This is a genomic window from Spongiibacter thalassae (assembly GCF_012272835.1).
GTDB classification, from domain to species: Bacteria; Pseudomonadota; Gammaproteobacteria; order Pseudomonadales; family Spongiibacteraceae; genus Spongiibacter; species Spongiibacter thalassae.
Genome location: NZ_JAAWWK010000002.1, coordinates 775667 through 789406, shown reverse-complemented (window position 1 = coordinate 789406; position 13740 = coordinate 775667). Strand labels below are relative to the sequence as shown.

Genomic DNA, 13740 nt, shown 5'->3' with positions numbered 1-13740 from the left:
TGTTCACCCCCGGAAATAGCGAGAGGCAAAAAATGCAGCCTTGCGTACACTGACGGGAATGGCCTTGCCGCGCACGCTGGCAAAGACCGACACTCCGGCGTTCAGCGCCTCGGTGCTGATGTAGGCCATGGCAATTGGTCCACCGACGCTTGGACCGAAGCCTCCGCTGCACACCCGCCCCACCTTTTGACCGCCTTCGTCAATGATGTCGCTGTCTTCACGTACCGGCGCCCGCCCTTCAATATCCAGCAGCACCCGTTGTTGCTTGATTTTATCGTCATGCAGCAATTGTGCTTCAACAGGCTGATCGCCGATATAGCCCCCGGCCCGCTCACCACCGGGTCGGCGAATTTTTTGTATCGACCACAGCAAGCCCGCTTCAACCGGTGTAATCGATTGATCCATATCGTGACCATACAGGCACAGCCCCGCCTCCAAACGCAGAGAGTCCCGCGCACCGAGACCTATCGCTTCCACCTCGGGCTCCTCGAGAAGACGGCGGGCGAATCCTTCCACATGGGCATCGGCAAGGGATATTTCAAATCCATCTTCCCCGGTATAACCCGAGCAACTCAGCCATAGCGGCAGGCCCTGCCACTCCATGAAAGCGGTATCCATAAAGGTCATGTTCGCCACGCCGGGCAGCAGCCGCGTCAACGCCTCTCGTGCCTTAGGCCCCTGCAGGGCGATCAACGACTGCCCACTTAACAACTCCAATTCGATATTGGCCGGCAGATACTGGCGCAGCCACTGTGCATCGTCTTCCTTACAGGCAGCGTTCACCACCAGCAGGTAATCGTCGCCCCGATTGGCGATCATCAGGTCATCGCGAATGCCGCCCTGTTCATTCAGTAGCAAGCCATAGCGTTGCCGACCAACCGGCAGGCCAATCACATCCTGAGGAAGTATGGCCTCAAGTGCCTCGGCGATCCCCTGCCCCGTCAATCTGATCTGCCCCATATGCGACACGTCAAACAGCCCAGCCTCAGCCCGAGTATGCAGATGCTCTTTTTTGACGCCCAAGGGATACTGCACCGGCATGTCGTAGCCGGCAAAGGGCACCATCCGGGCACCCAGTTCGCGGTGCAAGGCGTTGAGCGCAGTGGCTTTCAGGGCGGTATCAGTCAAGGGTAAATCTCCAGCCAGGGGTGGCAAATGATTAGTTTAAAGGGCAAACAGCTGATTGAAATTGGCTGTCGTGCGCTCGGCAACTTCTTCCAGGGTCAGCCCTTTTATCTCGGCGACACAGGCTGCGACCTCACAGACATACTTTGGTTCGTTCTTTTTACCGCGAAAGGGCACCGGCGCGAGATAGGGAGAATCGGTCTCGACAAGCAGCCGATCCATCGGCATTTTTTTTACCACATCGCGCAGTTCCTGGGCATTTTTAAAGGTGATGATGCCGGAAAAAGACACGTAATAACCCATTTCCATGGCCGCACTGGCCATTTCCCAGGACTCGGTAAAACAGTGCAATACCCCTGCGGTGGCCGGGTCGCCGTGCTCGCGAATCAGCGCCAACGTATCTTCCCGCGCCTCACGGGTATGCACGATGACAGGTTTGCCACACTGCGCTGAAGCCTGTAAGTGGTGGGCAAAGCTCTCTTGCTGGGCGGACTTATTGTCGCTGCTGTAATAGTAATCCAGCCCGGTTTCACCGATCGCCACGACCTTGTTCTGCGCGGCGAGCTCCAGCAGGGTCGACACCCCACAGACCTCATCACTGATATCCAGCGGATGAATACCGACAGAAGCATAGATATTGTCGAACTGCTGGGCAATTTCCACCACGCGACCGGCATTGTTCAGGTCAATACCGATACACAGCATGCGCGAAACACCGCGCTCTTCCGCCGCCGCAATGGCGGCGCCCAAATCGCCGTTATAGGGAGATAGATCGATACGATCCAGATGACAGTGACTGTCTACCAGCATAGAAAACCTGACAAGTAATGAAATTTATAGGAGTTACATGGTGTGAGTCGGTTTTTCCGACTCGATGATACCGGCGAGATAGGATTCGATTTTCTTGTTGGCCTGCAATTCATCGCCGATAAATTGTACGCCGATGCCCGCCGCCCGATTACTTTGCGCACCGCGAGGGGTCACCCAGACCACCTTGCCTGCCACCGGGATTTTCTCACCCTCGTCCATCAAGGTCAGCAACATAAACACCTCGTCGCCAACCCGATAGGGCTTGGTCGTGGGCACAAACAGCCCACCATCGCGAATAAATGGCATGTACGCCGCATAGAGCACTGCTTTATCACGAATCGTCAGCGATAATATGCCGTTGCGAGCGCCCTGTGGTCCACTCATTACACTACCCCTTTGCCGTCTTCACTCGCCATTCTAGCATACCCCGCGACACCTAGCGCCGCAGGGCAAACCACTCCAGTAGCAGCTTTTCTACCATCAGCCGCTTGTTCAGGTTTGCACCCCGTTGAATTTTTGCCCGAAGCTGCAGGGCCTCATCGTAGTGCTCAAATACCGCCACCGGCGGAATACCGAGAAACGCCTGCCAGCCCTCTGCAACCGGCTCGCCGGTATTGTGGTGACGAATCAGCGCAACCAGGCGCCGCAACCACCATTCCAACAGTGTCAGGGGTTCGCCTCCCTGCCACTCCTCAGCCAATTGCAGCACCGACTTGCTCCCTGCCGCAACTGCAGACAGCCCCTGGTCGAACTGAAGGCTTTCGTTCAAGCTGTCATTTTCGAACATCGCCCGGGCCGCCAGCGGCCGCCCTCCGGCCTCGGCAAGCACGACCCTGGCCTGAGCGTCGTCACCCACGTAGTTCTTTAACCAACTCAGCGCCGCCGCTTCAGGAGGAATACCAAAGTTCATTTGCAGGCAGCGGGAGCGGATCGTCGGCAATAACTGGCTGGGGGCGTGGCTTAGCAGCACAATTACGGTGTCGCCTGCGGGTTCCTCCAGGGTCTTCAACAGGGCGTTTGCGGTAAAGGCGTTCATCGCTTCGGCCGGGTATACCAGTACGAGCTTTTTTCCGCCCTCGCGAAAGGCGCTCTGACCGGTAAACTGCTGCAGCACACGAACCTGATCAACACCTATCTGCCGTTTGCCCTCGTGGGGGCAGATGACCTTCAGGTCGGGGTGGCTGCCCTGGCTGCGCAAATTACAGCTTTTGCACTCTCCGCAGCACAAATGCTGACGGGGCTGTTCACACAACAAGCCCGCCAGCATCGCATCGGCAAAACGTTTTTTGCCGGTATCCGCCGGCCCGGAAAACAGCAGCGCATGGGGCAGGCGCTGTTCCTCCAGCAACTGGCAGACCTGCTGCCACTGGGGCATTTGCCAGGGATAGGCCATTACCGCGTCGCTCATGCAGACGCTCCCGATCCGTCGACAAAGCGCTGCAATACCTGGCCAATGTCTCGTTGCACATCGGCCAGCGGCTGACTGGCATCGATAATGCTAAAGCGTTGGGGGTCGGCCTCGGCCAGGGCCAAATACCCGGCCCGCACCCGCTCAAAAAAACTGTGCTGTTCCTGCTCGAAACGGTCGAGCTCTCCCCGCTCTCCGGCGCGGGCCATTCCCACCTCCACGGGTGCGTCCAGCAGCAGGGTCAGATCCGGGCGCCGCGCGCCCTGAACCATCTGCTGCAGCTGCTCAATAGTGTCCCGGGAAAGTCCTCGGCCATAGCCCTGGTAAGCAAAGGTGGCATCGGTAAAGCGGTCGCAGAGCACCCAGGTACCGGCCGCCAGAGCGGGCTCAATTTTGGTGTGCAGATGCTGCGCCCGGGCGGCGAAGACCAGCAACAATTCACTCAACTCTGTCATCCCCTCGTCCCGAGGCCGCAGTAATAACTCGCGAACCTCCTCCGCGAGGGGGGTCCCGCCGGGCTCACGGGTCTGGATAAAGGGAATACCGGCATCGGTTAACCAGTCAACAATAAAGGCAATATTGCTGGACTTACCGACCCCCTCGCCGCCTTCAAGGCTGATAAAACGTCCGCGCAGTTCCCCCATCATTCTTTCCCATCCTCACTGACCGGCGGCGGACTCGAACGGTAATCCCGACGACGCCCCCGCTTTTGGTAGCGATCTACCGCAGCTTCGTGCTCTGCCAGCGTTCGGGAAAATTGATGACTACCATCACCACGGGCAACGAAGAACAGTGTTTCGCCATCGGCCGGGTGCAGTGCGGCGTGAATAGCCTCTCTGCCGGCCAACGCAATCGGGCTGGGCGGCAAGGCGTCGATGCGGTAAGTATTGTACTCATTGCTGCCGTCTTTTAAGTCGCGACTGCGCAGGTTCCCTTGATAGCGATCACCCATGCCGTAGATAACGGTTGGGTCGGTTTGCAGGCGCATACCCAGATTCAGACGGCGAACAAACACCCCCGCTATCTCCGCGCGCTCAGCGGCCACCCCGGTCTCTTTCTCCACGATCGAAGCCATAATCAACGCCTCATAAGGGTTTGCATAGGGCAAGTCGGGACTGCGCGCCTGCCACTCTTCCTCCAGTACCGCAACCAAACGGCGGTAGGCACGACGTAAAATCAGACTGGGGCTATCGCCCCGCCGATAATCATAAGTATCCGGGAAAAACAGGCCTTCCGGGTGTTCTGCCAAGGGGTCGTCAATACCCAGCTGGGCCCAAAAGCCCTCGCCCGGCGCTAGCGACTCCTCGGCCAACAGTTCCTGTGCCGACAAATAGCTCAATACCTGCTGCAGATTCCACCCCTCTACCAGCGTCAGCTGATGACGCACGACATCGCCATCGCGCATCATATCCAGCCACTGGCGCACGGTGGTGCCGCTGCTGATCCGGTATTCCCCGGCGCGAATTCCGGTTTGCTCCGGGAACAGACGACCATAGATTTTCAGCACGCCTTCCTGTTGCAGCCAGCCGCGCCGGGCCGCTTCGTTCATCGTCGCCGAAAAGCCGGTACCGGGTTCCAGAATAAAGGTTTCCTGGTCCCCCGATATCGTCAATTCGCGGTCAAAGTAGGCATCCACGTAGTAAGCGGCATACAGCACGGCAAAAATCGCCGGAAATAATAGCGCGCCAAAAAGACGAATAAATTTAAACATGAAAACTGGATTCAAAGCTGGCTTGCAGTTGGCGGCTCACAGGGCCGATTTCCTTATGTACGCAGCCAACGGATGTGACTGGCCAAATTCCGAACACACTGTTACATAGAAACAATTCATCCGCACTGACAATATGGGACGGAAAGAGCGTACACACCTTAACAGGCTGCGACAAATCCGCCGCAGCCGCGATGATTTTCTCGCGCATAATACCGCGGACGCCACTTTTGAGCAGTGAGGGGGTCAGCAGAATACCGTCACGCACGGCAAACAGATTGCTGCGCCCGCCCTCAATCAAGGCGCCGCTGGTATCGAGCATTAACCCCTCGTCGGCCCCGGCGCGCTGAATTTCCCTGGCCGCCAGCACCTGCTCGAGGCGATTGAGGTGTTTGATGCCGGCGAGTTGATAGTTTTCCGACAGACGGGTGGTGCAAAGAATGACCTTCGCCCCATTACGCCACACCGCAGACACCGGGGCCGGCCACAGGCTCAACAGACGCTCGCTCGCTCCACTTGCACCGTGGTATCCACGGCCTCCAGCGGCGCGAAACAGTTGAATTTTGAGCACACCGCGTCCCTGACTGCGGCGACTGACGGCTTCGACCTCTGCGCCAATTAACTGCTCGTCGCAATGCAGGCCCAGTTTGGCCGCTGCCTGCGCCATGCGGCGCAGGTGCTCAGTGGACCACAGGGGTTTGCCGTCGATCACCAGCAGTGTTTCAAACACGCCGTCGCCATAGGCCAGCCCACGGTTTTCCGCCAGTTCCGGCGCCGCCGCTAGACCATTGTGCAAACAGTACTGAACCGTCATCGGCTAACGCCGCCCGAGGGTCAACATCAGCTCAGTCGCCCAAACAGCAGGCTGCCGTTGGTACCGCCAAAGCCGAAGGAATTCGACATCGCATAGACGATCTTACGCGCCTGGGCCTGGTGGGGCACATAATTTAAATTGCAGCCATCGTCGGGATCGTCCAGATTAATTGTCGGGGGAGCGACCTGATCCCGAATTGACAACACCGAAAAAATCGCTTCAACAGCGCCCGCCGCACCCAGCAGGTGGCCAATCATCGATTTGGTCGAACTCACCGCAACCTTTGCCGCCGCTGTACCCATCAACTCGCTGATAGCGCGGCTCTCAGCGACATCGCCTGCAACCGTCGATGTACCGTGGGCATTGATGTAATCCAGCGCCTCGGCATTGACCGCGGCATCGCTCAACGCTGCTTGCATCGCCGCGCGGGCGCCACGCCCGTCCTCCGGCGGTGAGGTCATATGAAACGCGTCGCAGCTCATACCGAACCCACAAAGCTCGGCGTAAATATTGGCGCCGCGAGCCTTGGCGCTTTCCATTTCCTCCAGCACCATCATTCCCGCGCCATCACCCAGCACAAAACCATCGCGCCCCCGATCCCAGGGGCGACTGGCCGCCTCCGGGTCGTCGTTGCGGGTAGACATCGCCCGCGCGGCACAGAAGCCCCCCAAGCCCACAGGGGTGGTCGCCATTTCAGCCCCGCCTACCAACATGGCATCGGCGTCGCCATAAGCTATCATTCGCGCCGCCATGCCAATATTGTGGGTACCGGTGGTGCACGCAGTGGTAATTGCAATACTGGGCCCTTGCAGGTTATGGCGAATGGCCAATACCCCGGCAATCATATTGATGATGGCTCCGGGCACCGTAAATGGCGACAGCTTGCGCGGGCCGCTGCCCTCAATGGTCATGCGGCTCTGTTCAATCAATCCGATTCCGCCAATACCCGAGCCAATGGCTGTACCAATGCGCGGAGCACTCTCATCTGTAATATCGAGCTTGGCATCGGCGAGGGCCTGTTCAGCCGCTGCCACGCCATAGTGAATAAAGGGGTCAAAGCGCTTGGCTTCCTTGGCTGCCATGTAGTCAGCAACGGAAAAATTTTTGATCGACGCACCGATCCTGGTCGAGAACTGGGATACATCGAAACCGGTAATCGCCCCAACACCGCTGCGCCCATCAAGTATGTTTTTCCACGTTTCTGCGACTGTATTTCCCAGAGGACTCACCATCCCAAGGCCAGTTACCACTACTCTACGCTTTGACATGCACGCCCCCTAATCATGTACAAAATTATTCATGCCCAATACGATAAAAACTTGCCCTTGCGATTCGCAATCAGCTCTCAAGGCTGATTTATTGCGTCAATCGCAGGCATAAAAAAAGCCGCCCTATCTTCATAGCAACGGCTTTTACAAACGGCAACGCCGTCAGAGATTGCGTATTACTGCAGATTTTCTTTGATGTAATCGATAGCGAGCTTCACAGTTGTGATTTTCTCGGCTTCTTCATCAGGAATCTCAGTTTCGAATTCCTCTTCAAGTGCCATTACCAGCTCAACGGTATCCAGAGAATCCGCGCCCAGGTCTTCAACGAAAGAGGCAGACTCTTGTACGTCGTCTTCCTTAACACCGAGTTGCTCTGCAACGATTTTCTTGACGCGCTCTTCAATGCTACTCATGGTCGTAAATGACTCCTAATTAATTTTAAAGTTTGTAGTGCCCCATTTGCCGCCCCGCATAGCGGTCAGGTCAACCGGGGCACTCACCGAAATCGTGATGCCTAAGCTCAGCACTTGGGCGCTAATTCTACCTCGACTACCCATGCTTGTGCATAGCAAATTCTGAAAATTTCACATTTTGACAAATAAATGCTTAATTAACAGAAGTTTACGCCATATACATGCCGCCGTTTACATGAATGGTTTCGCCGGTTATGTAGGCCGCCGCATCGCTCACCAAAAAGGCAACAACACCGGCAATTTCCTCTGGCTCACCCAGGCGCTGCAGGGGAATCTGACCCTTGAGCGCATCGCGCTGGTCATCGCCCAATTTTTTGGTCATATCGGTATCAATAAAGCCCGGGGCAATACCATTTACAGTGATGCCCCGTGAACCGATTTCCCGCGCCAGTGCGCGGGTAAACCCGTCCATCCCGGCTTTTGCCGCAGCGTAGTTGGACTGCCCGGCGTTACCCATCGCGCCCACCACAGAGCTGATATTTACAATACGGCCCCAGCGCGCCTTGGTCATACCGCGCAGGCTCGCCTTGACTACGCGATACAGCGAGTTCAGGTTGGTGTCGATCACATCGAACCACTCGTCCTCTTTCATCCGCAGCATAATATTGTCTTTGGTGATTCCGGCATTGTTCACCAGAATGGTTGGCGCACCAAATTCCGCAGAAATCGCTTTAAACACTTCGTCTACCGACTCTGCAGACGCTACGTTAAGCATCATGCCACGACCCTTGATCGACGCGCCGGCGAAGGTTTCGCTGATGGCCTGAGCACCCGCTTCTGAGGTCGCAGTACCAACAACCGTAACCCCGGCATTACCCAGCGCCAGAGCGATGGCCTTACCAATGCCACGACTTGCGCCAGTGACCAGTGCTACTTTATCTGTCATGAGAAATTCCTTGTTCAAGCGTTTATAGCGGCCAGCGTCGTTTCGAGCGATGCCGGACATTCAATATTCAAACAGGTCAGTGATTTTTGTACGCGCTTATTCAAGCCGCTGAGCACCTTACCCGGACCACTTTCCACTGTCGTGGTCACGCCGCTGGCGGTCATCGCTTCAACGCAGGACACCCACTTGACCGGGCTGTAAATCTGCTCAACCAGCAGCTGCTTGATCTTTGCGGGATCGCTCTCGGTTTGCGCGTGAACATTGTGCACAACCGGAATTTGCGGCGCAGCAAAGCTGATATTTTCCAGTGCCTGCTCAAGCTTTTCGCCTGCCGGACGCATCAGAGAGGTATGGAAAGGCGCGCTGACGGGAAGCAACATTGCGCGCTTGGCGCCCGCTTCTTTGAGGGCAGCGGTGGCGGCCTCAACCGCCGCCACATGACCAGCGATAACAACCTGGCCGGGAGAGTTGTAATTCACCGCCTCGACAACACCGCTGGTTTCTGCGCAGATTCGCTCAATGTCGCTGTCGCTCAAGCCCAATACAGCGGCCATAGCTCCCTCGCCAACCGGCACGGCGGTCTGCATAAACTGCCCACGAGCACGCACCAGACGCACTGCATCGGCAAAATTGATGACACCGGCACACACCAGCGCCGAGAACTCACCCAGGCTATGTCCAGCCATCACTGCCGGAGACATACCGCCCTGCTCGCCCCACAGACGCCATACCGCCACACTGGCGGTCAACAGCACAGGCTGGGTCGTTTCGGTCAGATTCAGTTGCTCCTGTTGCCCGTTTTGCACAAGATCCCACATATCGTAGGACAGGGCTTCCGAGGCTTCATCGAAGGTGTGCTTGACACTCGGGTAGGCCGCAGCGAGGTCGGCGAGCATACCCACCTTCTGCGACCCTTGGCCAGGAAATACAAAAGCAAGAGATTGCTTATCCATAACAGCATCCTTTTTGTTTATCGCTGAGATTTATCATTACTTATCTACGGCAGTGCGCCATAGTTTCTGTATACACACTATTGCGCGACGGGCGTTGGCGGATTTTCCTCAGCCAACTCCGCCGCGATCTGTCGGGAAAGATCGACACTGACTGCACGAGCAGCCTGGCGCAGGGTGGTCAAAAAGCTCTGGACATCGGAGCCACCGTGCCCCTTAACCACCAGCCCCTTCAAGCCCAGCAACACCGCGCCATTATAACGCCGGGGATCGTTGGCCCGCTGCATACGCCTCAGCACCGGCTTTAACAACATACCGAGCACCGCACCCATGACACTCGCTGACAATTGCGCCTGCAAGCGCCTGCGAATAAATGAGGCAACCCCTTCACTGACCTTCAGCGCCACGTTTCCCACAAAGCCGTCGCAGACCACCACATCGACACCATCGCCAAAGATATCCCCCCCTTCCACAAAGCCGATATAGTTCAGGTGGGGGTTCGCCGCGATCAAATCACCCGCCTCACGAACCACCGGGGTACCTTTTATTAATTCGGCGCCAATATTCAGCACACCAACGCGGGGGGCGGCCCGGCCGTCGATCACCCTCGCCAACGCCGACCCCATTACCGCAAACTGGGCCAGATCCCGCGCAACACACTCGGTATTGGCGCCAAGATCCAGCATATAGGTATGGCCGTTATCAGAGGGAATCGGCGCGCACATCGCCGGTCGGCGCACATTGTTCATGCGCTCCACAATAATGCAGCCCATGGCCACCAGCGCTCCGGTATTACCGGCGCTCACCACCGCCGAGACATCGCCGTCGCGGAGCAGACCCAGCGCAATCGCCATAGAGGACTCACGCTTTTGACGCAGAGCCACCGCGGGCTTTTCGTCCATGGCAACGGAATCTTTGGCGTGGAGGATATCGAGACGAGAGGAATCGTAGCTCTGCGAGCGCAGGGCTTCAGCAATTGCTGTGCGATCACCGACAAGGGTGATATGAAGGTCTGAATTCTCGTTCAGCGCAAGAACGGAGGCGGGAACCGTAGAACGGAGACCGAAGTCTCCGCCCATTGCATCAACAGCTAGGCGCAGTGATGCCACGCAAATATTAGTCGTCTTTGCCAGCGACTACTTTGCGGCCGCGGAAAAAACCGTCCGCAGTAACATTGTGACGCAAGTGCTTCTCACCGCTGGTCTGATCGACCGACAGTGCTGCGCTGGTCAGTGCGTCATGTGAACGACGCATACCGCGACGAGAACGGGTCTTTTTACTTTTCTGAACAGCCATGGTCTAACAATTCCTCGTTAACTAATCTCGGGGTTTAATGGACCCCAGCACAGAAAAAGGCGATTCGCTTTTTTCTTCACTTCCGGCGCCTTCCGGCGCGGGGTATTCTGTTGGCCCTGTGGCTTTGCAATCAGCGATATCGTGATAGTTGACAAAGGGCGTGCTGATAATCAGCTCGTCCTGCAGCAACTCCTCAAGATCCAGCAACTCCTCTCCCAAAATAACTGCATCCAGATATTTGGGCAGAGCCTTTGCCTGCTCTTCGGTCCACACTATTGCCAATGCAAATTCCGACACAACCTCAATGGGCATCGCTGTAAGGCAGCGTTCACAGGTAACTTCAACCTTTGCCAGCGCGTGTCCATCGATCCGGTAAAACCCCTGCTCCCCCCGGAACAACTTGAGTTCTGCGAGTACCTCACCTTCAGAAGAAGCGAGGCCCTCGGCAAAACGGCCAAGTTGCTGAACGGTTGCAGTCGCGTTAATTTCCGCATTTGTGATACACAGTTTGCGGGCATCAACCTGCTTTGGCAGAGGCTGTCTTTGCATAAGCGCGCAATCATAGGGATTCACCCCAGAGTTGTCAAAACAAAATGCCGTGTTTTTAGGTGCTTAGCGGCGCATTTCGCGCGATCAGCGGTCAATTGTCAAAAAGCTGGCGCCACTACAGCAATACGCGCCACAATCGCCTTTCAAATCACGATCCCGACACCAACCAAAACGACGCCATAACAATGACGCAAACACCCACTCCCTCTATTATTCTGGCCTCTGGCTCGAGCTATCGCCGCGCCCTGCTGGAAAAAATAGGCCTTGCGCCGGAAATACAGCCTGCGAACATTGACGAAACTCCGGCAGCGAACGAACCTCCCGCCACACTTGCACTACGCCTGGCTCGGGAAAAAGCGGCCCACGTCGCCCAGTCCCGGCCCGCAGGCCTGATCATCGGCAGCGACCAGGTAGCGGACTTGAACGGCAGCCCGCTGGGCAAGCCGGGCACCGCTGCCAATGCGATAGAGCAACTGCACAGCTGCTCTGGACAAACGGTTATATTCCACACGGGATTATGTGTCATAAACGCGCAAACCGGGCGAATTCAGCAGAGTTGCGAACAGGTCGCCGTACACTTTCGCACCCTGAGCAGCGAACAGATCAAGCGCTACGTTGCCGCGGAACCCGCACTCGACTGTGCAGGCAGCTTCAAGGCCGAGGGGCTCGGCATCACCCTGTTTCACCGCATCGAGGGGACAGACCCCAACACCCTTATCGGCCTGCCCATCATCCGATTGGTGGAATTTCTCGCCAATGAAGGCGTTGCCCTTCCCTAGCCCTTGCCAACAGGCCGTCGAGCAATTCAGCGGCCGCGATCAACATAGGCAAGCAAGCCATCGAATTGATCCACCACTCCGAGTGGATTCCAGCGCCGCAGCCGTTCTGGCTCATGGGCGCCATAGGCAACACCCACAGAGGGCATCCCTATGCGGGCTGCCATTTCCAGGTCGTACTCGGTGTCACCCACCATCAAAGCTGCCTCCGGGGCCACAGAGAACTCATCGCACAGCTCTTGAAGCATCAGCGGATCTGGCTTCGACGCCGTCTCATCAGCGCAGCGACTCGCTGAAAACAGCGCTGCCTGGGGAAGATGGGAAAACACTCGATTCAAGCCCTTGCGGCTTTTTCCCGTCGCCACACACAACTGATGGCCACGCCCTGCCAACTCCGCAAGGGTTTCTGCCACTTTGGGAAACAGCGAGCAGGGCTGCTGGTCCGCCGCCACAAAGCTGTCCACATAGCCAGCGCGAATCGCCGCCACCCCCTCCGCCGACTCACCAGGGAAAAGTTGCTGAATCGCCAGGCTCAACTCCAGGCCGATAATATTGCGCACCGCCGCATCGGCGGGCGGCTCAAGCGAACAGGACAGCGCCGCATCACGCATACTGGCAAGAATCTTCTGCTCGGAATCCATCAGCGTGCCGTCCCAGTCAAAAATCAGCAGCATCAGAACTCCTCTCCGACATCACCCAGAATCCCTCTCAGCTCCGCAGGCAGTGGCGCGGTAACGGCAATTTTCTTGCCAAACAATTCAAAGGACAGAGCATGTGCATGTAGAAACAAACGCCGCAGACCCCGCTCACGAAACAACAGGTTTTGCTGATCGTCGCCATATTTATCGTCACCGAGAATGGGATACCCAGCATACTGGCAATGCACCCGAATCTGATGGGTTCGACCGGTGATCGGTCGGGCCTCCACGAGACTGGCCCCCTCTATTCTGGCCCGCACCCGGTATTCGGTCAGGGAATATTTACCCTCAAGCCCCGCCCTGACCATGCGCTCACCGGACTGCAACACGTTTTTCTGCAAGCGCACCTTCACCTGCTCCTTACGCACCGGCCAACTACCCGCTACCAAGGCAAGATAGCGCTTATCAACCGAATATTTTGCCTTCAGAAGCTCATGTAACTCTTTGAGATGCTTCCTTTTCTTTGCCACCATCACACACCCGGAGGTATCGCGATCCAATCGGTGAACCAACTCCAGTTGACGCTCGTCGGGAAAAACCTGGCGCAGCGACTCAATCAGCCCCAGCGATATCCCGCTACCACCGTGAACTGCCAGCCCCGAGGGCTTGTCGATCACCATCAAGCCCTCATCTTCGTACAAAATACGGCTGCGAATATCCTCGGCCAGCGACACCGGCACCGCCGCCACCTCTCTTTCGGCCACCCGAACCGGAGGAATACGCACAACATCCCCCGCCAACAGCTTGTAGGGCGGCTTGGCCCGCGCCTTGTTTACTCGCACCTCGCCACGGCGCAAAATGTTATAAATCCGAGACTTGGGAACGCCTTTTAATTCTCGCATTAAGAAATTATCCAGGCGCTGCCCGGCAAAATCTGCAGAAATTGTCACGAATCGTACAGCCGGGTTTCCGGCTACGTCAGAGTCCACTTAAAATCCTCTATAAATCATTGAGATAACAATGCATAACTGCTATATTC

The 13740-nt window shown here is 56.8% G+C and carries 17 protein-coding genes; 1 reads left to right on the top strand and 16 read right to left on the bottom strand.

Annotated features, from left to right (window positions below; all coding sequences use genetic code 11):
- Positions 1-3 precede the first annotated feature (3 nt).
- The 14 genes from gcvT to HCU74_RS07795 form a co-directional block, all read right to left on the bottom strand.
- The gene (gene gcvT / locus HCU74_RS07860; RefSeq protein ID WP_168449836.1) at positions 4-1128 is read right to left on the bottom strand and encodes a glycine cleavage system aminomethyltransferase GcvT; all 1125 of its coding nucleotides are present in this window, start codon (positions 1126-1128) and stop codon (positions 4-6) included.
- A 36-nt stretch (positions 1129-1164) separates the two neighbouring features.
- Positions 1165-1935 (bottom strand): TatD family hydrolase, encoded by a 771-nt coding sequence (locus HCU74_RS07855; RefSeq protein WP_168449835.1) that lies wholly within the window; start codon positions 1933-1935, stop codon positions 1165-1167.
- Positions 1936-1968: 33 nt separating this feature from the next.
- Entirely contained in the window at positions 1969-2319 is a 351-nt protein-coding gene (locus HCU74_RS07850) for a PilZ domain-containing protein (protein WP_168449834.1), read from the bottom strand.
- Between the two features lie 52 nt (positions 2320-2371).
- Positions 2372-3343 (bottom strand): DNA polymerase III subunit delta', encoded by a 972-nt coding sequence (gene holB, locus HCU74_RS07845; protein ID WP_168449833.1) that lies wholly within the window; start codon positions 3341-3343, stop codon positions 2372-2374.
- On the bottom strand, positions 3340-3990 hold the full coding sequence (gene tmk / locus HCU74_RS07840; protein ID WP_246864483.1) for a dTMP kinase: 651 nt from the start codon (positions 3988-3990) through the stop codon (positions 3340-3342). Before tmk ends, holB begins: the two co-directional genes overlap by 4 nt.
- Positions 3987-5054 carry an endolytic transglycosylase MltG gene (gene mltG, locus HCU74_RS07835; RefSeq protein WP_168449832.1) on the bottom strand — a complete coding sequence of 356 codons (1068 nt, stop codon included), beginning with the start codon at positions 5052-5054 and terminating at the stop codon, positions 3987-3989. Before mltG ends, tmk begins: the two co-directional genes overlap by 4 nt.
- Positions 5047-5865, bottom strand: coding sequence for an aminodeoxychorismate lyase (pabC, locus tag HCU74_RS07830; protein WP_168449831.1), 819 nt, complete (start codon positions 5863-5865; stop codon positions 5047-5049). The genes mltG and pabC overlap by 8 nt, the downstream gene beginning before the upstream one ends.
- A 26-nt stretch (positions 5866-5891) precedes the next feature.
- The gene (gene fabF / locus HCU74_RS07825) at positions 5892-7133 is read right to left on the bottom strand and encodes a beta-ketoacyl-ACP synthase II (RefSeq protein WP_168449830.1); all 1242 of its coding nucleotides are present in this window, start codon (positions 7131-7133) and stop codon (positions 5892-5894) included.
- A 176-nt stretch (positions 7134-7309) separates the two neighbouring features.
- Complete coding sequence (gene acpP, locus HCU74_RS07820) at positions 7310-7546, bottom strand: acyl carrier protein (protein WP_022957235.1); 237 nt, start codon at positions 7544-7546, stop codon at positions 7310-7312.
- A 208-nt stretch (positions 7547-7754) separates the two neighbouring features.
- A complete protein-coding gene (gene fabG, locus HCU74_RS07815) occupies positions 7755-8492 on the bottom strand; it encodes a 3-oxoacyl-ACP reductase FabG (protein ID WP_168449829.1) in 738 nt (245 codons plus the stop codon).
- 14 nt (positions 8493-8506) lie between these two features.
- A complete protein-coding gene (gene fabD / locus HCU74_RS07810) occupies positions 8507-9445 on the bottom strand; it encodes an ACP S-malonyltransferase (protein WP_168449828.1) in 939 nt (312 codons plus the stop codon).
- A gap of 77 nt (positions 9446-9522) precedes the next feature.
- Complete coding sequence (gene plsX / locus HCU74_RS07805) at positions 9523-10551, bottom strand: phosphate acyltransferase PlsX (protein WP_168449827.1); 1029 nt, start codon at positions 10549-10551, stop codon at positions 9523-9525.
- A gap of 7 nt (positions 10552-10558) precedes the next feature.
- The gene (gene rpmF / locus HCU74_RS07800) at positions 10559-10738 is read right to left on the bottom strand and encodes a 50S ribosomal protein L32 (RefSeq protein ID WP_168449826.1); all 180 of its coding nucleotides are present in this window, start codon (positions 10736-10738) and stop codon (positions 10559-10561) included.
- Between the two features lie 21 nt (positions 10739-10759).
- Positions 10760-11287 (bottom strand): YceD family protein, encoded by a 528-nt coding sequence (locus HCU74_RS07795; RefSeq protein ID WP_168449825.1) that lies wholly within the window; start codon positions 11285-11287, stop codon positions 10760-10762.
- A gap of 185 nt (positions 11288-11472) precedes the next feature.
- On the opposite strand from HCU74_RS07795, the gene HCU74_RS07790 reads away from it, so the two are divergent.
- Complete coding sequence (locus tag HCU74_RS07790; protein WP_168449824.1) at positions 11473-12066, top strand: Maf family protein; 594 nt, start codon at positions 11473-11475, stop codon at positions 12064-12066.
- Between the two features lie 26 nt (positions 12067-12092).
- Here HCU74_RS07790 and HCU74_RS07785 read toward each other — a convergent pair whose 3' ends face one another.
- Positions 12093-12737 (bottom strand): HAD-IA family hydrolase, encoded by a 645-nt coding sequence (locus HCU74_RS07785; RefSeq protein WP_168449823.1) that lies wholly within the window; start codon positions 12735-12737, stop codon positions 12093-12095.
- Entirely contained in the window at positions 12737-13690 is a 954-nt protein-coding gene (rluC, locus tag HCU74_RS07780; RefSeq protein WP_168449822.1) for a 23S rRNA pseudouridine(955/2504/2580) synthase RluC, read from the bottom strand. Before rluC ends, HCU74_RS07785 begins: the two co-directional genes overlap by 1 nt.
- Positions 13691-13740: the final 50 nt, after the last annotated feature.